Genomic DNA, 22392 nt, shown 5'->3' on the forward strand with positions numbered 1-22392 from the left:
ACCTGATAACAAACGTGCAATATCTATACTGACACGTTATGTTTTATATTAAACTTCGTCGGTTGCTTGCGTCGTATCTTGCGATGTGACTTTCAAGAATGCTGCAGCAACTTCATCATCTTCTTTATTCAACAAATCAGGATTTGAACGCACTAACTTTTCAAGTGCATCAACTGGTAAGATTGAATCATCTTCATCCATTTGACGTAATTCAACCTCTTCTCCGCTACCATCCAAGACTTGCATATCCAAACCAAGTGCTTGTAACTCTTTTACAAGGACACGGAATGACTCAGGCACACCTGGACGAGGGATTGGTTCACCCTTGATAATTGATTCGTAAACTTTTACACGACCAGCAACATCATCTGACTTATATGTCAAAATTTCTTGCAAAGTATATGCAGCGCCATACGCTTCAAGTGCCCAAACTTCCATTTCACCGAAACGTTGGCCACCGAATTGTGCTTTACCACCCAAAGGTTGTTGTGTGACAAGTGAATAGGGTCCTATTGAACGTGCATGGATTTTGTCATCGACCATGTGGGCCAACTTCATATAATGCATAACACCAACACCAACACGCTTATCAAAGGCTTCACCCGTGCGTCCATCGTAGACAACTGACTTACCATCTTGTGGCAAACCAGCTTCACGCAACGCAGCTTCGATTTCATCATCGCTCGCCCCGTCAAAGACAGGTGATGCAACATGAATACCTAACTTTTTAGCAGCAAAACCAAGATGCATCTCAAGCACTTGACCAATATTCATACGCGAAGGCACACCCATGGGTGACAACAAGATATCAATTGGTGTACCATCTGGCATGTACGGCATATCTTCCTCAGGGACAACAACGGAAACAGTTCCCTTGTTACCATGACGACCGGCCATTTTATCACCAACTTGAATCTTACGCTTTTGAGCGATGTAAACACGCACCATCATGTTAACGCCTGGTGCTAATTCATCACCATTTTCTGGTGTATAGATACGCACGTTTTGAACAACGCCACCACCACCATGAGGCACACGAAGTGATGTATCACGAACTTCACGGGCTTTTTCACCAAATATGGCATGGAGCAAACGTTCTTCAGCCGATAATTCTGTCACACCCTTAGGTGTCACTTTACCAACCAAAATATCACCGTCATGCACTTCAGCACCGACACGAATAATACCATCAGCATCTAAATCCTTCAACTGATCTTCACCAGTATTCGGAATTTCACGTGTCATTTCTTCCGGTCCAAGTTTTGTATCTCGTGCTTCTGAATCATATTCTTCAATATGAATCGATGTATAGACATCTTCACGAACCAATCGTTCGTTCAAAACAATGGCATCTTCGAAGTTATAACCTTGCCAAGTCATGAATGCAATCAATGGGTTTTGACCCAAAGCTAGCTCACCTTGTTCCATTGATGGCCCATCAGCCAAAACCTCGTCAGATTCAACATGTTCACCTTCATGAACAATAGGCTTTTGGTTATAGTTTTTTCCACCGTTAGAACGGCGGAATTTCATCAATTCGTAATGATCTAATTGCCCATCCTCACGACGAATACGAATTTCATGGCCGTCAACATATTCAACCATACCCGCTGCACGTGAAATCATGGCAACACCCGAATCGTGGGCAGCCTTGTACTCAATACCTGTACCAACAAGTGGTGCATGTGGGTCAAGCAATGGTACCGCTTGACGTTGCATGTTAGCACCCATCAAGGCACGGTTAGAATCATCATTTTCCAAGAAAGGAATAGCAGCAGTTCCAACAGAAACAACTTGTTTTGGCGACACATCCATATAATCAATACGATCAATTGGTGTTTCAATGTTTTCTTCACCAAATCGAGCCATAACTGTTTCAGAAACAAAGCTACCATCATCATTCAATGGTGAGTTTGCTTGTGCAACAATAAAGTTATCTTCTTCATCAGCTGTCAAATAATCAATTTTGTCGGTAACCATATGCGTTGTCCAATCGACACGACGATATGGTGTTTCGATAAAGCCATATTTGTTAATACGACCATATGTAGCCAACGAGTTGATTAAACCAATGTTTGGACCTTCTGGCGTTTCAATTGGGTCAATACGGCCGTAATGTGTGTAGTGCACATCTCGCACTTCAACACCGGCACGGTCACGTGTCAATCCACCAGGTCCAAGAGCTGATAAACGACGCTTATGGTTCATTTCCCCTAATGGGTTTGTTTGATCCATAAACTGTGACAATTGTGAGGAACCGAAAAATTCCTTCACAGCAGCAACAACAGGCCGGATGTTAATTAGTTGTTGTGGTGTGACTGTGTTGGCATCTTGAATGGACATACGTTCACGTACAACACGTTCCATACGAGTCAAACCAATACGGAATTGATTTTGTAACAATTCACCTACTGAACGAATACGGCGATTTCCCAAATGATCGATATCATCGACATTCCCGACACCTTCTTGCAAATTGAGGAAGTAGTTCATACCTGCCAAAATATCCGCAGGACGTACCGTACGATCGGTTTCGTCAATATGACCGTTACCGATTAATACCAAAGTCTTTTCAGGATCTTCAGGTGATTCAATTTTAATTTTTTGAAGTACCACAGGTTCTTCAAGTACAGCATCCCCTGAAGGCGTATATGTTGTGGTCTTAAAGTCTTCACGTTCCAAGAATGGACTCAACTTTGACATCACTGTTTTATCAACTATTGTGCCTTTTTCAGCAATAACTTCACCAGAATCTGGATCAGCCAATGTTTCAGCCAACGTATAGTTCAACAAACGTGTCTTCAATGAGAGCTTTTTGTTAATTTTATAACGACCAACTGAAGCCAAATCATAACGTTTTGGATCAAAGAATCGTGCAACCAATAACGCACGTGACGAATCAGCGGTCTTTGGTTCACCCGGACGCAAGCGTTCGTAGACGTCTTTCAAAGCTTCTTCAACACGTGAATCAGACATATCTTTATGGACATCTTTTTCCAAAGTCATGTTCAAAGCATCATATTGATCTGAGAAAATATCAAGAATATCTGAATCTGAACCAAATCCAAGCGCACGTACTAGTTCAGTCATCAATAACTTACGCGTACGGTCAATACGAACGTTAGCAATGCCTTTGGCATCTGTTTCGTATTCTAACCATGCACCACGGTTAGGGATAACAGTCGTGCCATAACGCGGACGACCATTTTTGTCATTTTCTTGGTTATAATAAATTCCAGGAGAACGCACCAATTGTGAAACGATTACTCGCTCTGCACCATTGATAATAAACGTTCCTTGTTCTGTCATCAATGGGAAATCACCGAAGAACACATCTTGTGACTTGATTTCACCAGTTTCGTGGTTCGTCAAACGCAAAGTTACATGTAACGGTGCTGAATAATTGGCGTCGTGTTCACGCGCCTCATCAATATTATATTTCGGTTCCATCAATTGATAGTCGACATATTCCAAAGACAATGTGCCTTGGAAGTCGTCAATTGGCATGATGTCGCCAAACATTTCTTTGATACCATCATCCAAGAACCACTGATATGATGCCGTTTGAATTTCAATCAAATTAGGCACATCAAGTACTTCTTTGATGCTAGCATATGAACGACGGGTACGATGCTTACCGTACTTTACTAAATGTCCTGCCACATTTATCACCTCACTTGTTTTTCACTGCGTTCTAATTGTTACAATTTAGTTACAAAATCGTTTTTTCTTCTGATTTTGTTCCCGCATAGGCACAAAAAAAGCAATCGCCGCTGTTTCCGCAGATAACGTTTGCTTCAATATAAAGGTATTGCGGACAATATTTCGCAAAATGCCGTATTTATTCACAGTATTACTATTAATAATTATACGCTTTTAACAATATTTTGCAAGCCAGTTCAACCAATAATAAACCATTATTATTTAAAATTTAAAATCTGTTTTTTAAACGTGATCTATATCAAATTCTGGCACGTTTGGGTCACGCGCAATCTCAACTAATTGTAAAAACTGCACCGGATCTAATGCCGCTGTCCCCACAAGCACCCCATCTATATCTTTTTGTAACATGATTTCACGCGCATTATTAGGCGTTACCGAACCCCCATACAGAATCCGAACTTTCTCCGCAATTACCGGCGAATATAACTTGGCCAACGTTTGTCGGATCAGGTGAGCTGCTTTTTGCGCTTGATCAGCACTGGCCGCTTCACCAGAACCAATGGCCCATGTTGGCTCATATGCAATGGTAACATTTCGAATTTGATCTACAGAAACGCCCGCTAATGCTGCAGCTACCTGTGCAACGGAAGGTTCGGCATCCATAAACTGTGCATACGTGCTCATATCCTCATCAACATCGATAATTGGCCGTAAGCCATTTCGCAAGGCTGCCGTAACTTTCAAATTCACTGTGGCATCTGTTTCGTTGAAAAACTTACGCCGTTCAAAGTGGCCAATCAGCACATATTTTGCGCCAATGTCTTTCAATGCTTTTGGTGAAGTTTCACCTGTATAAGCGCCATTATCTTCCCAATGAACATTTTCGGCCACAACATGAATCGGTGAATCCGCTGTCGCTCTCACCATGTCTGCTAAAAACAAATCTTGCGCTGCAATCCCTATCTCGACGACTCGTTGATCAGGCACTTTACCATTAATTTGTGCCAAAAAATCAACGACATCTGCCTGTAACTTATTAATTTTCCAATTCGCAACCACGAAGGGTACACGTTGCGTTTTATGCGTCTTAGTCATTATTTATCCCCGCCTTTTAACATCACAAACATAAATGCTGCCTCTATTAAAAGTAACATCGCTATGTATTGTGAGTCTTCATTAAGTATATACAACACCGCAAAACTAATAATTAAAACACTCAGTCCTATACTTGTTTTAACCAAGGATTGATAGTATTTACTGCGTGTCAACTGTTCGATTAAATGCTGATTTTTTTCAGTTAATTCTGATACATCCAGCTTTAATGTTTCTAATTGATCTAACAATTGATCATTTTCTTGCTGGATTGTATCAAGGGCCGTACGCGAAACAACATCTTCATCTAGCTGTGAGTCATTATTTTTTTTAGTTCGTTTAAAGAGTAACATATTATTCTCCATTGTTTTTATTTTACCACAACAGATGTCACATGAACTAGAAAATCAAACGCTTTCATACATTAACCACGCCGTTTGACAATTGCGTTAAAAGTATTCTTAGATTAATCATAATTATAGAAAAGCAAAAATAATGACTATACGGTGAACCCAATAGCTTTTTAGACAACTTTTGTCCAAATTATCCGGCGCGCTACAATTACCTATTTATACATTTTCATCGTTCAAGGCTCCCATTTGCTTGGTCAACAATACCATTCAGAGCTAATCTTAATTGTCGATTATCAGCGATCAATTCGTTAATTTTTTCATCCTCACTACCAAAAATATCATACCCACTAACGTTCAATGCATTCATTAATTTAAATAACGTTGAGACAGACATATTCGTATGTTTTTTGGTTTCAAGTGTTGAAATTGTGCCAACGCTAACATTCGATAATTCACTCAGTTTCTCAATCGTTATACCTCTTTGAATGCGTTTGTTCCTTAGGGTTTCGACAACTGCTTCTAGTGTTATTTTCATAATAATGAACCACCTTCCATGCTTCAATTTAAGCAAGGTATGCTTAAAAATTACATATTATTAATTGAAAGTATATTCATTATAGTGAATAAGTGTGGTATTATTGTTTTCATAAAGTATGATGCTAAAAATAATTGGAAGAGAGTGAACGAAAAACATGCACGAACAACAAGTGGTCATGGTGACCAACAAGAAGAACGGACTAGGATTAACCGGTTTCGTTTTAGCGATTATTGCCTTATTTGTCGGAGAAATACCGATTATCGGTTGGGTTGTTTGGCTATTAGGCGCTGTGTTTAGCGTTATTGGCCTATTTAAAATGCCACGTGGTTTCGCCATTGCCGGTACGATTATTTCATTTATTGGACTAATCATGATTATTGTCATTGGTGGTATTATTGCGTCAATATTTGGCGCAAACATGTAAACAAAAATAGATTTAGTGAACTAAAGAGGAGAAGAAATTTGATTATTGTTAAAAAAATTAACGAAGATGAACAACAAGTGATTGTGAGTGAAGATGGTATTATTCAAGAAATCAATATAAACAAATTTCTTACGATACCTAAAATAGATGATGTGGTTACCATTCAACAGAGTGTTGATGGTCCATCAAAATATGTCATCATAAACTCAATTCTTGAATCGACACGCATGTCACCTAAAAGTAAATTAGTTGCTGGTCTTTTAGGGATATTTCTAGGTGGTTTAGGTATTCACAACTTCTATATTGGTCGTACAGGAAAAGGTGTTGTTCAATTACTTTTAGGCATATTCGGTTGGCTTGTGTTACTAGGCTGGATTGCTAACGTTTGGGGTCTTATCGAAGGTATTTTGATTTTAACTTCAACTATAGGTTCAAATTGGCATAAGGATGCCCAAGGTTTGGACTTACAAGATTGATATGTTTACCTCACGATTGGCACTTGAACTTTCAAATAAAGTATATTCACATACTACTTTAAATAAAACAGTCGTTGATGTACACTATGCTGGGAAAAAATTTCGGTTTTTTGTTTTGGATAAAATAAATACTTCTCAAAAACTAACCGGCGGCCTTGAAGCATTAGCTTTGTCATTTGAAAATAACCTCGTTTTTGTTATTAGAGGAGCAGATGTCGGTATCGGCCGTAATGTCTTTAAAATGATATCTGCTGAAGAAAAATTCATTCCATCAGGCTCAGGCCCAAATGTTTTTAAATCATCTTTTCAAGATTGGTTATGGAACGGCCTTTTGGGTTCTCTAGGTATTGTAAGATTGACACAATATGATGACATGAAAATATTTTTCAAAAAAAATGTCAAACAGTTCTCAAATCATCATATATTCATAGTCGGACATTCGTTAGGTGGTGAAATTGCGCAAAGGTTATCTCTAGATTTCCATGCCGACACGATTACTTTTGGAGCAATCAGCCCGTGGTGGTCTCTCAGTCATATCGAGAGAAAGAAATTTCTAAACAATGGTATAAAAGATGATAAAATCAACAACTTTTATTCTACTAAAGACCCTTTTCACTATTTTCCTTCAAGAAAGCTTGGTAATCAAAATAGCATAGTATTAAAAGACTATACTTCTAACTCAACATTAATGGCCATGTTCGTTGAAAGAATTTACTGGGCACACGGCCTAAACTTTTACGAGTTCAACAAATACGGGGAAATCATCATTATGCAAGACGCTTCAAAATACGAAAATTTTTTTAATTATTTAAACAAAAAATCAATCCATACTTTTTGGATTGATTTATTTATTGTGCTTTCAGGTGTTTTACCAACCATAGTCATGTGGTTAACTGTTCAGCTAGGTATCGAAAAAATATTTCCAAATTATGCGTTATCTAACATCAGCATATCACTGCTAGTTGGCATGTCTCTACTAGGTTTAATGTCTACTATTATATATATGTTACCAACTTTTATCGTTCATTCAAGATGGAAATATCTTATTTGGGCCTTAAATTTAACATTAAGTTGGACAGGTATCGGATGGTTTATTTTGTTAATCATTGCTTTTATACTTAATAATTCATACACCAGTAAGAACATTGCTACTCAGAATAAGTTTTAATCATACAACACAATGGTAAACCTAACATACTTTCATAAACCGTTTAAGGAAAAAACACCTCATTAATTTTTATTTTAACTTCTCAATTGCAATTCACATTGTCTAAAATCATCACGAAAACTCAAATCACAATGCATTATTATAACAAACATAAAGACTCTGCAACTCATGACTAGTTTATCATCTCAAGAACGCACTGTCATTCAAACTTTGCTGGAACTAAATTATTCTGTTCGTACCATCGCTCGCTTCATTCATCGTTCACCGTCAACTGTCTCAGTTGAAATTCATCAAGTAACACCCTATAAATCTGATATTACACATGAATTGGCATTAAATAAACGTCATCTGCGTGGCCGACATTGTAAAGTAACATCAGATATGACTATCCTTCTCAATCACCACATTGGTGTTTTAAAATGGTCACCAGAGACAGCTGCTCATGTACTAGGACTGCCTTTCAAAACCATCTATAACTGAATTAATAACGGTTTACTGAAATTGACAATATCTGATTTACCTGACAAAGGTATTCGTCACAAGCGTAATCTGATAGTAGACGATAAATATTTGTTCATGGTCGTTCTATTGAAACGAGGCATAAAAGTGTTCAAAAGCGACAAATATTTGGACGTTTTGAAGTTAATACCATGCAATCTGGTAAGCAACGTGATGATGTGCTAGTGACAATCACTGAAAGACTGAGCCGAACAACATGTTGTTCGGCATGTAAGTGGTCGCAATAGTCAGGCAGTGACACCAGCCTTAATTAATTTCTTTCATGGCATAAAGAATGCTCAATCAATCACTGTTGATCGTGGACGAGAATTTGCTAAATATGACGAAATTGAGCAAGTGCTAAGCATTCCAGTTATTTTGCACATCCATATTCACCAGAAGAACGTGGTAGTAATGAGATATTAAACAGTTATGTCCGTCGTTTTATACCAAAAGAACGAAAAATTGAAACAGTTAGCGCCAAGGAATCAGATCAAATTAACCATTGGATCAATGCACGACCAATGAAAACACTCAACTGGCAATCACCACGAAAAGTCTTTCAGCAATTCGTAGTGTTCGGTTAATTCTTGCAATCTACCAATGTAATAAAATAATTACTATTACAATTATAACTATTAGGAGAAATATTTTGAGAAATAAAGTGTATGGTATATCAACATTATTAATAATAATCATTGTTTTTTTATTAATAACCTTTGGAATTAAAAGTCCAAAAAGAGATGTGACCCATGATGTTACTAAGCAATCTGGGGAAAGTGCAACGCAGTTATCATTAGGCGATATTGTAAAAAGTAATAAATTAAAACTATTTTTCATATCGAAAGGTAATGTAACACGCAAGTCAACTATATCCCAACTAGTCGCAGTTAAAGGGAAAACGGCTGCCATTTATAACCTGAATGATGAGTCTCAACATAGAGAACTTACTGATGGGTTTGCAGATGAAGACTTTATTAATAAGTATCAAAAGCTTCAGTCAAAGGATGTTACAATTAAAGATTTGGAGAAGTTGTCGGAAGATGAAATTTTGAAGTTAGCAAGAGATAGAGACAAAGAAAGCTTTAATTTAACGAAGTTTTTAGCGCAAGATACTTTAAAGCAACAACAAAACACTGAAGTAGAAGATTCTGATAGAGCTGAAAATAGTGTTGTTAAGGACAAAGTAACAAAAAAAGAAGCAAGTGCATCATATGCTTCTCCGAAATATGTTGATTTTAAAGTCGTTGGTGAAGATAACGGAAGAGATGAAAAGTTAGTCAAGGAAATAGTCACCTTTTATAGTACTAATACTTGGAAAGCTACGTTAGATAGCAACGATCCTGTTAGTCAGGATGTTGAAGTTACAATGTATGGCGGACAACAGAACTTCAAAGCAACTGTTGATGAGACGAATTTTATTGGCATAGGATCAACTTCAGACTCAGACGATACAATGATGTTTTCAAAAACAAACAAAATATCAAATTCCTTTGTTTTAGATAAATACCACAATTCTATTATATCCTCAATAAGTGAGTCAGATGATTAATTAGACCTGTATCAAAAAAAATGACTAGAAGTTAATCCAAAAAAGATGTCCGTGACCGTAGTTATGCACTATTATATTAGGTACTTTTGATATCAAAAATAATTATAAAGAAAATTGAACCACTCCCTATCAAGAAGGTTAGTAAAGAATAAAATTAAAAGCTATCGTTTGAAGTGAACCCGATAACTTGGACAGAATAAAAATCTCTTCAGAAAGTGATGTGTACCCTGAAAGTTAAACAAACTTTCAGGGTTTTATGATAACAAAATGTTCAAATGAATTTAAAATAATAGTTGTTAAAGAATAACTTTTGTCTACTTTTACATCATAGGACCAATATAAGAGCGCCCCTAAATTTGAACAAATTAAAAAATCAATCACAGAATAAGAACAACATGGCACATTGCCATGTTCCCCCCTTAACAAAATAACAGACTTATTTTGTGATAGTATAAGTAGCTTAATCACAGAAATGTATTTAAGCTACTTTATTTTTGTGCCATCTAATATTTGACATAAATCGGTCAGTTTAAAAAACAATGAACAGCACACACTAACCCGCCTCGAAATGTAAGTGTTACAGAGCTATTTAGCTGACGTAGCCATGATGAATGTGTTACATTAACGGTACCTATATTAATCGGTTTAGTACAATCAAAAAAAAAACATCATTTGCCTGACAAATTAAGAAACCATGGTCCGTCTTCATGAATATTAGAAAAATTAAAAAATCACTGATGGCTGACAAACAAAAATTAGCCATCGCTGCTGTGATTATCGTTGTTGCACTTGTGCTTGGTGCCTCTACAAATTACGATCAGCAAACAACTCATAATAACGCTAAAATAACAGCCACTAATTTAAACAGACAATTGCAAAATACGTGGTCTAAGGTTGACACAGACGGTATTACAAACGCTCAGATTGCAGTGTATGACAAAAAAACAAGTAAAGTGTATACATATACCCATGGTTCTAAAAACAGCTATCCCACGGCTAGTATCATCAAAGTGTTTATTCTCACATATAAAATGTCCTTGGGTGAACTAACCAACGATGACAAAGATTTGGCAACACAAATGATTGAAGAATCAGACAATGAAGTCACCACTGAAATGGTGACTTCATTTGGTGGTATTTATCAATTCCCCAAATTATTCAACAAACTAAGGATGACGCATTCTAATGTTAACCAAACGTGGGGATTGACTCAAACGACGGCCACAGACCAGTTAAAATTATTAAATGAGCTATTCTACAACCATAAAATATTATCTCAATCAGACAGCAATTATATTGCCAATTTAATGAGCCACGTAGATGACAATCAAAACTGGGGTGTATCATCAGGCGTTGCTGATGATACCATGATACAACTTAAAAATGGTTGGTTACCACTAGATGATAACTACCAAAATGCGATTGTTAACAGCATTGGACATGTCCAAGACGACAACGTTGATTATACAATTGCTGTGCTGTCCAATGGTGACAGCACACAAGACGACGGCATTGATTACGTGAGTGCTTTATCGCAGGCTACGTATAAAGCACTCTCAAGATAAAAAACTATCATCTGTATAGCGACCCCCATGTGTTAGACCAAAAAATCTAACACATGGGGGTCGTTATTTTTACCATACAGAGCAGAGTTTTGTATTATATAATACAAACGAAAAAAGGACTTACTTGCTTATTCAAAAAGTTTCGTTAAATACTTACCATTTTGTGTGAAACACAGTGCAATTTTTTTCATAAGAAAAGGCGCTACATCAAGGTTTTGAAACCTGATGCAACGCCATGACATGTGATTATGCAGCTGGCGGGAGTCGAACCCGCACGCCCTTAACGGGCACAGGATCCTTAATCCTGCGCGTCTGCCAATTCCGCCACGGCTGCAATGTTATCTGTATTGACAACTATATAATTTTATCGTTAATAGATACCCTTGTCAAGGTTCATATTTTTTAAAAAGGTAATAATAACCTGTTCTATCGGACTTTCTAAACACAATTCTGGTATGCTATTTCTCCCCTACTAACAATGTTTATTATTTCGCTTGCTTATTTTCACCAGTATGCTATACTAGGTCTTGTAATAAAAGTTTTTGATTTTGATTTGTTTTTCTCGGAAGGCGCTCAAGTACCAATTATTTAAGTTACAAAATAAAATTATTGGTGGAGCACACCAAAGGAGAAACATATCATGGAAAAAGGCACAGTAAAGTGGTTTAACGGAGAAAAGGGTTACGGTTTCGTAACTCGTGAAAACGGAGAAGATGTATTTGCACACTTCTCAGCTATCCAAGGTGACGGCTTCAAGACTCTTGAAGAAGGTCAAGCTGTTGAATTCGAAGTTGAAACTTCAGACCGCGGTTTGCAAGCTGCTAACATCTCAAAGTTGTAAGATTAAGTTCTAATACTTTGAAAACTCGCTTAGGCGAGTTTTTTTGTGTCCTCTTTTCGTGGTATAATATAGTCGTTAAATTAAACACAAACTAAGGAGTTTAGCACACATGGCTAAGTTAGTATTAATCCGTCACGGTCAAAGTGAATGGAACGCATTAAATTTGTTCAACGGTTGGGTCGACACAAAGTTATCAGACAAAGGGATCGACCAGGCCAAAGAAGCTGGTGAGCTATTGGCTGCTGAAGGCATCCAATTTGATCAAGCTTATACATCAGTTTTGACACGTGCCATCACAACATTGCATCTTGCATTAGAAGAAGCTGGCCAATTATTCATTCCCGAAGCCAAGTCATGGCGTTTGAATGAACGTCACTATGGTGCCTTGCAAGGGCAAAACAAGGCCGAAGCCGCTGAAAAATGGGGCGATGAACAGGTTCACATTTGGCGCCGCTCATACGACGTATTACCCCCATTGTTGGACAGCTACGAAGAAACTGTTGAAGTACAAGGTACAACTTACCCTGCTTTTGATCGTCGTTACGCCGATGTGCCTGAAGGTGAATTGCCTTTAGGTGAAAATTTAAAGATCACTTTGGAACGTGTTTTGCCATTCTGGGAATCAGATATTTCAAAAGACTTAAAAGCTGGTAAAAACGTTGTCATTGCTGCCCACGGTAATTCTTTACGTGCCTTAGCAAAACATCTTGAACATATTTCAGATGATGATATCCTCAATCTTGAAATTGCCAACGGACAACCTTTGGTATACGATTTAGATGATAATTTAGAAGTTATTTCTAAGAAAACATTAAGTAAGTAAGTACAAAAGCCGTTACTGGTTGACCAGTAACGGCTTTTGTACTTTACACAATAAAAAAAGAGCTTTTCAGCTCTTTCAATGATTGCCCCTGCTGGATTCGAACCAGCGCATAGCGGTACCAAAAACCACTGCCTTACCACTTGGCGAAGGGGCAATAGTTAATCTTTTTAGCCGTTAACTATTAAATCGGCTATGGGAGCGGTAGGATTCGAACCTACGAACCCGAAGGAACGGAGTTACAGTCCGTCGCGTTTAGCCAGACTTCGCTACACTCCCATATCTCAAACAACTATATAATCATATCAAATTTTGGCAAGGTTGACAACCCCTATTTAAAAATCCTTGTAATAACACATTTTTTTGACTGATTAGTAGTCGTTAAATTTAATAAACAGATTATTATTGATTTGCTCACCTAATAACCTTGTTTATGTCGGTATCTTTCATTATACTAGAGTAAGGTAAAAATCCGCATTTGGAGTCGTACATTATGATCATATCTATTACAAACAAACAAAGTCGACAAGCAATTATCAGTGGTATTGTTGCTATCGTCTTGGCCGTCCTGATTAAATTTCACGTCATATTCCCAACCATAATTGATAACATCATTCACAGCTGGTTTACCAACATACAAACTGGATACGGCGACGTCGTGATGGCTATTGCTACTTTTGTGGGCAACCCTGTGGTGGATGTTGTTTACATACTCATTTTGGCCGGCGTTCTTATTATTGCCAAATTGCATATACCAGCTATTTGGATCGTTGCCACTATTCTATCAGGTGATATCTTTCTAGCCATAGTAAGGGCAATTGTTGGCCGTACACGGCCAGTGGGACATCTACTTTCTGATAGTTCATCTTCGTTTCCAAGCCCCCATGTCTTTGGTTTATTTATTGTCATATTTATTATTGCAATTCTCGTGACACCTAACATTAATTCTACGTACACACAGATACTTATTAATTGGATTAGCATCATAATAGGTTTAATGACAATTCTAAGCCGCATTTATTTTAATGCGCATTTCCTTAGTGACACTGTAGCAGCTGTATTGTTTGCTTATAGTTGGGTCATTTTGTCCGCCGCGCTCTACCCGAAACTAGCTGTATTTTTACAAAATCACATTGCAATATTCAAACACGACGAAATATAAAATAAAGCCCGGTAACATCAGAAAATGATGTTACCGGGCTTTATTTTATATTTAATTATTGCCAATGCTATAATCGTCTTCTTCCATCGCTTCAACCGCACCAAGTAAATAGCCATTCCCTACACCTGAGAAAAAGTCGTGGTTAGCTGTTGAAGTTGAAATACCATTCATAACAACTGGGTTGACATCATCTGCACCGTCTGGAAACATTGGTTCTTGACCCAAATTCATCAACGCCTTATTAGCATTATAACGCAAGAAGGTTAACACCTGCTCCGTCCAACCTAAATCATCATACAATTCATGTGTATACTTTTCTTCATTTTCGTATAATTCATAAAGTAAGTCATACATCCAGCTTTGTAATTCACTTTTTTCTTCCGCTGGCAATTGATTGAACCCTATCTGAAACTTGTAACCAATATATGTGCCATGAACAGATTCGTCACGTATAATCAATTTAATGATTTCCGCCACATTCAGCATTTTATTATGCCCCAAAAAATATAACGGCGTATAAAATCCAGAATAGAATAAGAAAGTTTCCAAAAATACCGAGGCTATTTTCTTTTGCAATGGTGATCCTGTCTGATAAATACCATTAATACGATTGGCTTTGTATTGCAAAAATTCATTCGTATCAGCCCAATCAAAAATAGCTTCAATTTCTGTTTTCTCATTCAAAGTTTCAAAAATTGATGAATATGACTTAGCATGAACTGATTCCATAAATTGAATATTATTCAACACAGCTTCTTCTTTTTGATTAACAACATCTAATTTCAATTGCGCCATGCCATCTTGTGATTGCAATGTATCCAAAGTTGTCAGGCCACCAAATACCAAATTCATCGTTTGACGTTCTTGATCTGACATATTACCACGCCATGTTTTCAAATCATTTGAAATTGGAATACGTGTATCAAGCCAAAATTGTTGTGTCAATTTTTCCCAAGTCGCCTTGTCCAGTTCATCTTCAATTGTATTCCAGTTAATTGCTGTATATGAGTTATCTTTTAAATGTTCCATGGGTTTTATTCTCCAAATAAAGGTTTAATTAAGTTGTAGGCTTTCTCTGCCTCAAATATGCTACCACGTAGTTCATAGGCAAATATCATTGGTACATGAAATTTGTCAGCATAACGTAACGCCGTTAAATTAAATTGTACATTAAAATTACGGTTTCCTGATCCAATAATCCCTTTTAAATACTGACTATTGCGCCCAAATGATAAGTAATCTCCTAAAGCATTCGTGAAAATTTCCGTAACTTCCGGACCAGTCCCTGTGCCCCCAGTCAAATATGTGGGGACAATGGCAACATACGGTTCTGTTTCATTCGCATACTCTGTCTCATCACCAACCATACGTGTTTCAAGTACATCACCATTTTTTTCAGCAAATGCTTGTAATTTTTCCACAAAAGATTGTGTATTCCCCTCAGTGGAGGTATATAAAACGTTAATTTTTGTCATAAATATAGTCCTTCAATCGGCGCCATGCTGTATGTACAAACAAATCATCTGATTAAAATAACTAGACGATTTATTTTTAAACTAAATTGAGCAGCTTTCGCACTCATTCACGCCTGATTCTTGATTATCATCTGTAAATGTTCGCACATAATACAATGACTTAATCCCTTTATTAAAGGCATAGTGACGTAAAATAGTCAAATCACGCGTTGTCATTTTGTCTGTCCGGCCTTTTTTCCACTCATACAAGTCATGTGACAACGTTGAACGCATAAACAGGGTTAATGCCATGCCTTGATCAATATGTTCCTGAGCAGCAGCATAGATGTCAATAACTTTACGCATATCGATATCATATGCTGACACGTAGTATGGCATTGTTTCATTATCCAACCCAGGTGCTGGATAATAAACTTTTCCAATCATGCCTTCTTGACGCTCTTCTATTCTATTAACAATTGGTAATAATGTTGCTGTTGTATCATTAACATAAGAAATAGAACCAGTTGGCGCAATAGCATGACGATACGCATTGTACATACCATATTTCGCAACGTCAGCTTTTAACGCCGCCCAGTCATGTTTCGTCGGAATATTATGTTGAGCAAATGATGCAATAACTTTTTGTGTACGTGGCGACCAATCTTTCTTTAAATACTTATCAAAGTAAGACCCATCAGCGTACGTAGATTTTTCAAATTCAAAAAAAGTTTCATGACGTTCTTTAGCAATCGCCATCGAAGCTTTAATTGAATAATAATTTAAGGTCATGAAAAATGTCGTTGTAAAGTCTAGCGACTCATCATCCCCATAATACATTTTATTTTGAGCAAAATATGCAGCCAATCCCATGGCGCCCAAGCCAATTGCATGCTTTTCAGTATTACCTTTTGCAATTGACGGGACAACATCTAAGTTCGATGTATCTGACACATATGTCAGGGCACGCACCATTGTGTCCACTGATTCACCAAAGTTAGTCGTGGCCATCATGTTAACAATGTTGATCGATCCCAAGTTACAACTCACATCTGAACCTAAGCGTGTATATTGCTGCCCATTATCAAGTTCAGAGGGTGTTTGTACTTGTAAAATTTCTGAACACAAGTTGGATGAAATAATTTTACCAGCAATCGGATTTGCACGATTAGCAACATCAATGTTAATGACGTAAGGATAGCCAGACTCTTGTTGTAACTTTGAAATTTCTTCTTCCAAGAAACGTGCATCAATATGATATTTTGTAATCTTATCGTTATTCACCATATTATCATATTCAGCTGTAATATCAATATAGTTAAATGGTTTACCATAAACTTTTTCAACATCCACTGGGCTAAATAAATACATCATATCATTTTTACGTACCAAATCATAAAACTTATCGGGAACTGTCAGGCCCAACGATAACGTTTTGACACGAATTTTTTCATCAGCATTTTCTTTTTTAGTTGATAAAAACGATATAATATCCGGATGGAACACAGACAAATAAACAACCCCAGCACCTTGTCGCGCCCCAACTTGAGAAGAAAAAGTAAAGGAATCTTCCAATAACTTCATAATAGGCACAATGCCACCAGCAGAGTTAGCAATCCCCATAACTGGTGCGCCAGCTTCTCGCACATTTGACACGTTAATACCAACACCGCCACCCATTTTTGACAATTGTAATGCCGAGTTAATAGTTCGGCCAATTGAATTCATATCATCGGATGTTTGAATAATAAAACAGGATACCAATTCACCACGGCGCGCACGACCAGCATTCAAAAAGCTTGGTGTAGCCGGTTGGTAACGCTGATGAATCATTTCATCAGCCAAACGTAATGCCAATTCCTCACGGCCATCAGCATAGTACAAAGCATTCATGGCGACACGGTCTACATATGTTTCAACATAGTGTTGTCCATCATTAGTTTTCAACGCATATTGATTATAAAACTTAAATGCTGCCATAAATGATTTGAAATTAAAATGTTGACTTTCTAAATAAGCGTACATTTTTTCGATAAATTCAAGACGATATTTTTCGATAAAGGTACGTTCTAAAAAATTGTTTTCAAATAGCCAATCAAAACGGTCTGCTAATGAATCAAACTGGATCACATTTGGCCAAACATTTTCCTTTAAGAAAGCATCAAGTGCTTCTTGGTCTTTTTCCAACTGAATTTGATTGTTTTTGGGAATGTTGACTTGGTTATTTAAGTCAAAATACGTCACTTGTTCTAAGTTAAGTTCTTTTAATGGCATGAATTTTGTCCTCTATGGGTCTAAAAATTTATAATTCTAAGTGAAATAAAAAAACATCGGTTGATTGCCTCACGATGTTAATGTCCTTCAGTTTAAGCTGAAATCTGTTTTAGTACATCTGGACGAAAACCAGAAAACTTCGGCATACCTTCAATTGAAACAACCGGTGTCTGACGGAAACCATCTGCTTTTAGTGTATCAACATATTGTGTATCCTCTTCAATGTTGATTTCCTTAAACGGAATACCTTGAGCTTCCAAAAACTTCTTGGTCATCTTGCATTGCACGCAATCATACTTTGTATATACTGTTACTTTTTCCATAAGCGCCTCTTAATTATATCTATTATTTTTCATCACAAAATCAAATATCTGTTACTTGTTAGTTTACCTGCTTTTAGAAAAATAACAAGGACAACATGCGTCCTTAGCAAACAATTGTTCGACACATTCCCATGAGTTCAACCTATACAAAAGAAATACTACTATAATTTTCACAAATTAAATACACGAACGTTATAAACACTGTTATATCAGCACTAGTTATCAAAAACAACAACTTAAATTAAACGTCAAAAATTTAGAAAAGTCGTCAAAAGTGCGCAATATTAGACTTTAAACACGGCAGTCAATAATTTAATAAATAATCAGCCCGAAATTTTGTTCGATTTTATCTCTTATTAATATGTTGTCACCATTAATTGTTCGTTTTTTAAAAACTTATAATTTTGATAAACAGCTTAGCTTTTTCACTATTTTCTGGTATAATAGCGGGTAGTTATACATTAGAAAAGAGGTTTACGAATTTGGATTCTGGTCCGTCTATGCTCCTCAACTTTGTCATTATCGTTGTGGTGTTACTACTCGCTATTCTGTTTACATTAACAGAATATTCTTTGGTTAAAGTCCGCCTTAGTGCTTTACGGGATTTGCAGGAAAATCGTGAAAAGCCTTCACGAAATATCGCAAATGCCATTCACATGGTGACTCACCTAACTGAATATTTATCGACTGCACAAGTTGGTATTACATTAACAAGTTTGATATTAGGTTGGGTCGGTGAAGAAACTGTCGCTAATATTATTCTAAATTCAGGTGTCTTACCACCTGAATATGCGCGTGCAGTAGCCTCCGTTTCGGCCATGATTATTTTTACAGTGGTTCATGCTGTATTTACTGACTTGGTCCCAAAAAATATCGCTATTGAGTCGCCTGTTAAAGTTTTACTCTTTATTGTTCGGCCTGTTCGCTTTTTCCACATTACACTCTTCCCAATGATTTGGGCCCTAGATCATTTATCAAACGTTATCACACACATGTTGGGATTTCGTACTGATGGTGAAGAAGACATTTACTCACAAACTGAGATTTTATCTTTGTCTAAGAATGCGGCAGCTGCAGGAGAATTAGATGCAGAAGATTTAACCTTTATGCAACGTGCCTTTGAAATGAATGATAAAGTTGCCGTTGATATTATGATTGATCGTACATCTATGACAGCGGTCGACGTCAAAACACCAATTGCTGATGCACTTAACTTGTATTTGCAAGAACGTTATTCTCGTTTCCCCGTCATTGCAGATAATGATAAAGACAAAGTTCTCGGTTATGTCTTTAACTATGACTTAGTCAGACAAGCACGTATTAAAGACACTGATCCTGTCTCTAAAATTATGCGTGACATCCCAGCCGTTCCCGAAAATATGGATTTACATGATGTCATGGATGAAATGATCATTAAACGTTCACCAATCGCCATTGTCGTTGATGAATATGGTGGTACAAGTGGTTTAATTACTGATAAAGACATTTATGAAGAACTTTTCGGTACAGTTCGTGATGAGATTGATGATGTCTCGGATGATTATATTGAAAAACTTGGTGATCATCATTATAAAGTTTCTGGTAAAATGACACTGTATGATTTTGAAAGATATTTCAGTCAGAATGTCAAAGAATTAGAAGATAATGACGCCGTCACTTTGACTGGTTACGTACTAAATGAAGATCCTGAGTTTAGAGCTGGTGACACAATGAAAGTCGCTAACTTCGAGCTGACGGCACTAGACTATGATAATGCATATATCTCTCAGTTTACTGTCAAAGTATCCCCTACCCCACGACAAGACCGTAATAATAATGGTGTCTTTGATGAGGAAGAAAATAAATCGGCTGAAACATCTTCAGTGGGCATAAATTAATTGAATTAATTCAAAAACCGCTTAAGCGGTTTTTTTGCGCAAGAATTTATCCCAATTAAATGTTAAAATAGATATAATAAACTTTAGGAGGAAACGCACTTAACGCATGTGAAGTGCACACCCACGATTATGGCTATTAATCTTTATATTGTGCGTCATGGTGAAACCTATTTTAATTTTTTACATCGTTTTCAGGGCTGGTCAGATGCCCCATTAACACCAAAAGGTATTCAGCATGGACTGAATGCAGGTACTAGATTAGCTAACATTCATTTTGATGGTGTATACTCTTCAGACTTAACCCGTGCCGTCCATACTGCACGTTATATATTAAAAAATAATACTGCCAATTCACCGCTCGAACCAAATGAACTACCTGATTTCCGAGAACAATTTTTTGGTTCGTTTGAAGGCATTGACAGTGAAGCTGTCACAACGACGCTTAGCGCGTATACAACAAAAACCTTTGATACCTATTCAGACCTTATTACAGGCTATGGTATGGCTGAAACGATGAACACAATTCGATTAGCTGATCCCTTCACTTTCGCAGAAAATGATGAACAATGGTGGCAACGGGTATCACATGGCTTTGATGATATTCGCAACCGGCATCACGATGGTGACAATGTGCTCATCGTATCACATGGCACAACAATACGCGGTATTGCTGACAAATTAAATCGTCATGATCTTGCAAGTAACGCTGTTAAAAATGGTGCATTAATGCAAATTGAATTAATGTCAAATTCAGCAAATATCTCTCGTTTTAATGATGATACAACAGTTTTTTAATGGACAATATCTTCAAAAACTGTTACACTAACATTAACTTAAATAAAGGAAGTACAATACATTGTTGACTAAATTTTAAGATTCCGCATACAAAGATAACTTGACTATTTTTGTGTGTACATCTTGAGATTGGTTTGCAATTTTGCCTTTAACACGTCAAAATGCCCCCAGTCTCATATATACTGGAGGTATTTTTTTATGACACAGCAACACTCAAATATTGACACACCACGCCAGATTTTTCTGGTTGGATTAACCACGAGCAACACAAACTTAACCTATGAATTAGAAGAACTAGCAAATTTAACGACAGCTAATAATCTCGATCCAGTTGAAACATTTACGCAAAAACTAGAAAGACCGAATCCCGCTACCTATTTTGGTAAAGGAAAAGTCGAAGAACTAGCTGAAGCTGTTAAAAGTTATGATGTTGATATGATTGTCGCAAATGACGAATTATCCCCTTCGCAAATTCGTAACTTAGAAAAAGCCACAAATGCAACTGTACTCGACAGAACAGGCTTAATTTTAGATATTTTCGCACAACGTGCGCAAACAAAAGAAGCCAAGCTACAAGTTCAGTTAGCAAGATTACAATACCAGCTCCCTCGTTTACGTACCAGTATGTCTGTCAGTTTAGATCAACAAACTGGTGCGGGTGGCGGTGGTTTCACTTCTCGTGGCTCAGGTGAAACTAAGTTAGAAGAATCACGTCGTCGCATTACAGCACAAATGGTCCATATTCGTCAAGATCTATCTGACTTAACAAAGGGAGATAGCACACGGTCTGCACGTCGTCATGAAAATGACTTGCCAAACGTTGCCCTAGTCGGATATACCAACGCTGGAAAATCTACTTTAATGAACCGTCTACTTGAACGATTTGGTGTTGGCTCTGATATAGCAGATTCTAAACAAGTTTTTGAAAAAGATATGTTATTTGCCACCTTAAATACAACGGTCCGCCAATTAACTTTGCCAGATAAAAAACAATTTTTATTGAGTGACACCGTTGGCTTTGTCTCAAAATTACCCCATAATCTAGTAGCAGCCTTTAAGTCCACTTTGCAAGAAGCTGCAAATGCAGACCTCTTGTTACATGTTGTGGACGTGTCTGACGAACATTATAAAGACATGATGGCAACCACCGAAAAAACACTGTCTGAAGTTGGTGTCACTGATGTCCCTATGATTACAATTTACAATAAAGCTGATCGTACCGAGCTAACTTATCCTGAACTATCAGGCGAAAATACCATTACGATTTCAGCACTAGATTCAGATTCTCAAACCGCATTAATTGATTTAATTAAAAAACACATTTTTAACGATGTTGAAACAGTTATTCTGCACATTCCCTTTGATCAAGGTGCTATACAGGCACAATTAGCAGCTAAACATACCTTCTTAGCAGAATCATACGACGAAACAGGCGCCCTCTTAACCGTCGAACTTTCAAAATTAGAGCGTGAATTATTTGCAACATATATATATATTGTTTAATTAGTTTGTTTTTA

Annotated in this window: 19 protein-coding genes, 3 tRNA genes and 1 pseudogene; 12 read left to right on the plus strand and 11 right to left on the minus strand. The window is 37.1% G+C overall.

Features of this window, described 5'->3' with window-relative positions; genetic code table 11:
* Nucleotides 1-48 precede the first annotated feature (48 nt).
* The 4 genes from rpoB to AB3K24_RS08570 all read right to left on the minus strand — a co-directional run bounded on the left by rpoB (nucleotide 49) and on the right by AB3K24_RS08570 (nucleotide 5643).
* Nucleotides 49-3663, minus strand: a complete 3615-nt coding sequence (rpoB, locus tag AB3K24_RS08555; protein ID WP_367975130.1) for a DNA-directed RNA polymerase subunit beta — start codon at nucleotides 3661-3663, stop codon at nucleotides 49-51.
* 282 nt (nucleotides 3664-3945) lie between these two features.
* On the minus strand, nucleotides 3946-4758 hold the full coding sequence (gene tpiA / locus AB3K24_RS08560; protein ID WP_367975132.1) for a triose-phosphate isomerase: 813 nt from the start codon (nucleotides 4756-4758) through the stop codon (nucleotides 3946-3948).
* Nucleotides 4758-5108 (minus strand): hypothetical protein, encoded by a 351-nt coding sequence (locus AB3K24_RS08565; protein WP_367975133.1) that lies wholly within the window; start codon nucleotides 5106-5108, stop codon nucleotides 4758-4760. Before AB3K24_RS08565 ends, tpiA begins: the two co-directional genes overlap by 1 nt.
* Nucleotides 5109-5334: 226 nt before the next feature.
* Nucleotides 5335-5643, minus strand: coding sequence for a helix-turn-helix domain-containing protein (locus tag AB3K24_RS08570; RefSeq protein WP_367975135.1), 309 nt, complete (start codon nucleotides 5641-5643; stop codon nucleotides 5335-5337).
* 157 nt (nucleotides 5644-5800) lie between these two features.
* Here AB3K24_RS08570 and AB3K24_RS08575 point away from each other — a divergent pair, with 157 nt between their 5' ends.
* The 6 genes and pseudogenes from AB3K24_RS08575 (at nucleotide 5801) to AB3K24_RS08600 (ending at nucleotide 11329) form a co-directional block, all read left to right on the plus strand.
* A complete protein-coding gene (locus tag AB3K24_RS08575) occupies nucleotides 5801-6070 on the plus strand; it encodes a hypothetical protein (RefSeq protein ID WP_367975136.1) in 270 nt (89 codons plus the stop codon).
* A 38-nt stretch (nucleotides 6071-6108) separates the two neighbouring features.
* Complete coding sequence (locus tag AB3K24_RS08580) at nucleotides 6109-6546, plus strand: NINE protein (RefSeq protein WP_367975137.1); 438 nt, start codon at nucleotides 6109-6111, stop codon at nucleotides 6544-6546.
* Nucleotide 6547: 1 nt separating this feature from the next.
* Complete coding sequence (locus tag AB3K24_RS08585; RefSeq protein WP_367975138.1) at nucleotides 6548-7714, plus strand: hypothetical protein; 1167 nt, start codon at nucleotides 6548-6550, stop codon at nucleotides 7712-7714.
* Nucleotides 7715-7882: 168 nt separating this feature from the next.
* Nucleotides 7883-8799: pseudogene (locus tag AB3K24_RS08590) on the plus strand (IS30 family transposase).
* Nucleotides 8800-8864: 65 nt separating this feature from the next.
* Nucleotides 8865-9764: a hypothetical protein gene (locus AB3K24_RS08595; protein WP_367975139.1), complete on the plus strand. Its 900-nt coding sequence runs from the start codon at nucleotides 8865-8867 to the stop codon at nucleotides 9762-9764.
* 707 nt (nucleotides 9765-10471) lie between these two features.
* Nucleotides 10472-11329 (plus strand): serine hydrolase, encoded by an 858-nt coding sequence (locus AB3K24_RS08600; protein WP_367975140.1) that lies wholly within the window; start codon nucleotides 10472-10474, stop codon nucleotides 11327-11329.
* 249 nt (nucleotides 11330-11578) lie between these two features.
* Here the strand turns inward: AB3K24_RS08600 and AB3K24_RS08605 are convergent.
* Nucleotides 11579-11663 (minus strand) — tRNA-Leu (locus AB3K24_RS08605).
* Nucleotides 11664-11969: 306 nt separating this feature from the next.
* Between AB3K24_RS08605 and AB3K24_RS08610 the strand changes: the two genes are divergently transcribed.
* Together AB3K24_RS08610 and gpmA are read left to right on the plus strand one after the other, a co-directional pair.
* Nucleotides 11970-12170 carry a cold-shock protein gene (locus tag AB3K24_RS08610; protein WP_010015676.1) on the plus strand — a complete coding sequence of 67 codons (201 nt, stop codon included), beginning with the start codon at nucleotides 11970-11972 and terminating at the stop codon, nucleotides 12168-12170.
* A gap of 109 nt (nucleotides 12171-12279) precedes the next feature.
* Nucleotides 12280-12993 (plus strand): 2,3-diphosphoglycerate-dependent phosphoglycerate mutase, encoded by a 714-nt coding sequence (gene gpmA, locus AB3K24_RS08615; protein WP_367975141.1) that lies wholly within the window; start codon nucleotides 12280-12282, stop codon nucleotides 12991-12993.
* A gap of 82 nt (nucleotides 12994-13075) precedes the next feature.
* Here the strand turns inward: gpmA and AB3K24_RS08620 are convergent.
* Nucleotides 13076-13147 (minus strand) — tRNA-Gln (locus AB3K24_RS08620).
* 39 nt (nucleotides 13148-13186) lie between these two features.
* Nucleotides 13187-13269 (minus strand) — tRNA-Tyr (locus AB3K24_RS08625).
* A 214-nt stretch (nucleotides 13270-13483) separates the two neighbouring features.
* Here AB3K24_RS08625 and AB3K24_RS08630 point away from each other — a divergent pair.
* On the plus strand, nucleotides 13484-14152 hold the full coding sequence (locus AB3K24_RS08630; protein ID WP_367975143.1) for a phosphatase PAP2 family protein: 669 nt from the start codon (nucleotides 13484-13486) through the stop codon (nucleotides 14150-14152).
* A gap of 51 nt (nucleotides 14153-14203) precedes the next feature.
* Here AB3K24_RS08630 and nrdF read toward each other — a convergent pair whose 3' ends face one another.
* The 4 genes from nrdF to nrdH form a co-directional block, all read right to left on the minus strand.
* A complete protein-coding gene (gene nrdF / locus AB3K24_RS08635; RefSeq protein WP_367975145.1) occupies nucleotides 14204-15181 on the minus strand; it encodes a class 1b ribonucleoside-diphosphate reductase subunit beta in 978 nt (325 codons plus the stop codon).
* Nucleotides 15182-15186: 5 nt separating this feature from the next.
* On the minus strand, nucleotides 15187-15627 hold the full coding sequence (locus AB3K24_RS08640) for a class Ib ribonucleoside-diphosphate reductase assembly flavoprotein NrdI (RefSeq protein WP_367975146.1): 441 nt from the start codon (nucleotides 15625-15627) through the stop codon (nucleotides 15187-15189).
* A gap of 81 nt (nucleotides 15628-15708) precedes the next feature.
* Complete coding sequence (gene nrdE / locus AB3K24_RS08645) at nucleotides 15709-17880, minus strand: class 1b ribonucleoside-diphosphate reductase subunit alpha (RefSeq protein ID WP_367975148.1); 2172 nt, start codon at nucleotides 17878-17880, stop codon at nucleotides 15709-15711.
* Between the two features lie 92 nt (nucleotides 17881-17972).
* Entirely contained in the window at nucleotides 17973-18203 is a 231-nt protein-coding gene (gene nrdH / locus AB3K24_RS08650; RefSeq protein ID WP_367975149.1) for a glutaredoxin-like protein NrdH, read from the minus strand.
* A 482-nt stretch (nucleotides 18204-18685) separates the two neighbouring features.
* On the opposite strand from nrdH, the gene AB3K24_RS08655 reads away from it, so the two are divergent.
* The 3 genes from AB3K24_RS08655 to hflX all read left to right on the plus strand — a co-directional run bounded on the left by AB3K24_RS08655 (nucleotide 18686) and on the right by hflX (nucleotide 22378).
* A complete protein-coding gene (locus AB3K24_RS08655) occupies nucleotides 18686-20080 on the plus strand; it encodes a hemolysin family protein (RefSeq protein ID WP_367975151.1) in 1395 nt (464 codons plus the stop codon).
* Nucleotides 20081-20209: 129 nt separating this feature from the next.
* Nucleotides 20210-20875 carry a histidine phosphatase family protein gene (locus tag AB3K24_RS08660; RefSeq protein WP_367975613.1) on the plus strand — a complete coding sequence of 222 codons (666 nt, stop codon included), beginning with the start codon at nucleotides 20210-20212 and terminating at the stop codon, nucleotides 20873-20875.
* A gap of 198 nt (nucleotides 20876-21073) precedes the next feature.
* Nucleotides 21074-22378 carry a GTPase HflX gene (gene hflX, locus AB3K24_RS08665; RefSeq protein WP_367975153.1) on the plus strand — a complete coding sequence of 435 codons (1305 nt, stop codon included), beginning with the start codon at nucleotides 21074-21076 and terminating at the stop codon, nucleotides 22376-22378.
* The last annotated feature ends 14 nt before the right edge of the window (nucleotides 22379-22392 follow it).

It is taken from the genome of Leuconostoc aquikimchii (assembly GCF_040838325.1).
Classification (GTDB): domain Bacteria; phylum Bacillota; class Bacilli; order Lactobacillales; family Lactobacillaceae; genus Leuconostoc; species Leuconostoc aquikimchii.

Coding starts and splice junctions, on each gene's coding strand:
- tpiA (WP_367975132.1), bottom strand. CDS start 4,758: ATGACTAAGACGCATAAAACGCAACGTGTACCCTTCGTGGTTGCGAAT.
- AB3K24_RS08565 (WP_367975133.1), bottom strand. CDS start 5,108: ATGTTACTCTTTAAACGAACTAAAAAAAATAATGACTCACAGCTAGAT.
- AB3K24_RS08570 (WP_367975135.1), bottom strand. CDS start 5,643: ATGAAAATAACACTAGAAGCAGTTGTCGAAACCCTAAGGAACAAACGC.
- AB3K24_RS08575 (WP_367975136.1), top strand. CDS start 5,801: ATGCACGAACAACAAGTGGTCATGGTGACCAACAAGAAGAACGGACTA.
- AB3K24_RS08585 (WP_367975138.1), top strand. CDS start 6,548: ATGTTTACCTCACGATTGGCACTTGAACTTTCAAATAAAGTATATTCA.
- AB3K24_RS08600 (WP_367975140.1), top strand. CDS start 10,472: ATGAATATTAGAAAAATTAAAAAATCACTGATGGCTGACAAACAAAAA.
- AB3K24_RS08610 (WP_010015676.1), top strand. CDS start 11,970: ATGGAAAAAGGCACAGTAAAGTGGTTTAACGGAGAAAAGGGTTACGGT.
- gpmA (WP_367975141.1), top strand. CDS start 12,280: ATGGCTAAGTTAGTATTAATCCGTCACGGTCAAAGTGAATGGAACGCA.
- AB3K24_RS08630 (WP_367975143.1), top strand. CDS start 13,484: ATGATCATATCTATTACAAACAAACAAAGTCGACAAGCAATTATCAGT.
- nrdF (WP_367975145.1), bottom strand. CDS start 15,181: ATGGAACATTTAAAAGATAACTCATATACAGCAATTAACTGGAATACA.
- AB3K24_RS08640 (WP_367975146.1), bottom strand. CDS start 15,627: ATGACAAAAATTAACGTTTTATATACCTCCACTGAGGGGAATACACAA.
- nrdE (WP_367975148.1), bottom strand. CDS start 17,880: ATGCCATTAAAAGAACTTAACTTAGAACAAGTGACGTATTTTGACTTA.
- nrdH (WP_367975149.1), bottom strand. CDS start 18,203: ATGGAAAAAGTAACAGTATATACAAAGTATGATTGCGTGCAATGCAAG.
- AB3K24_RS08660 (WP_367975613.1), top strand. CDS start 20,210: ATGGCTATTAATCTTTATATTGTGCGTCATGGTGAAACCTATTTTAAT.
- hflX (WP_367975153.1), top strand. CDS start 21,074: ATGACACAGCAACACTCAAATATTGACACACCACGCCAGATTTTTCTG.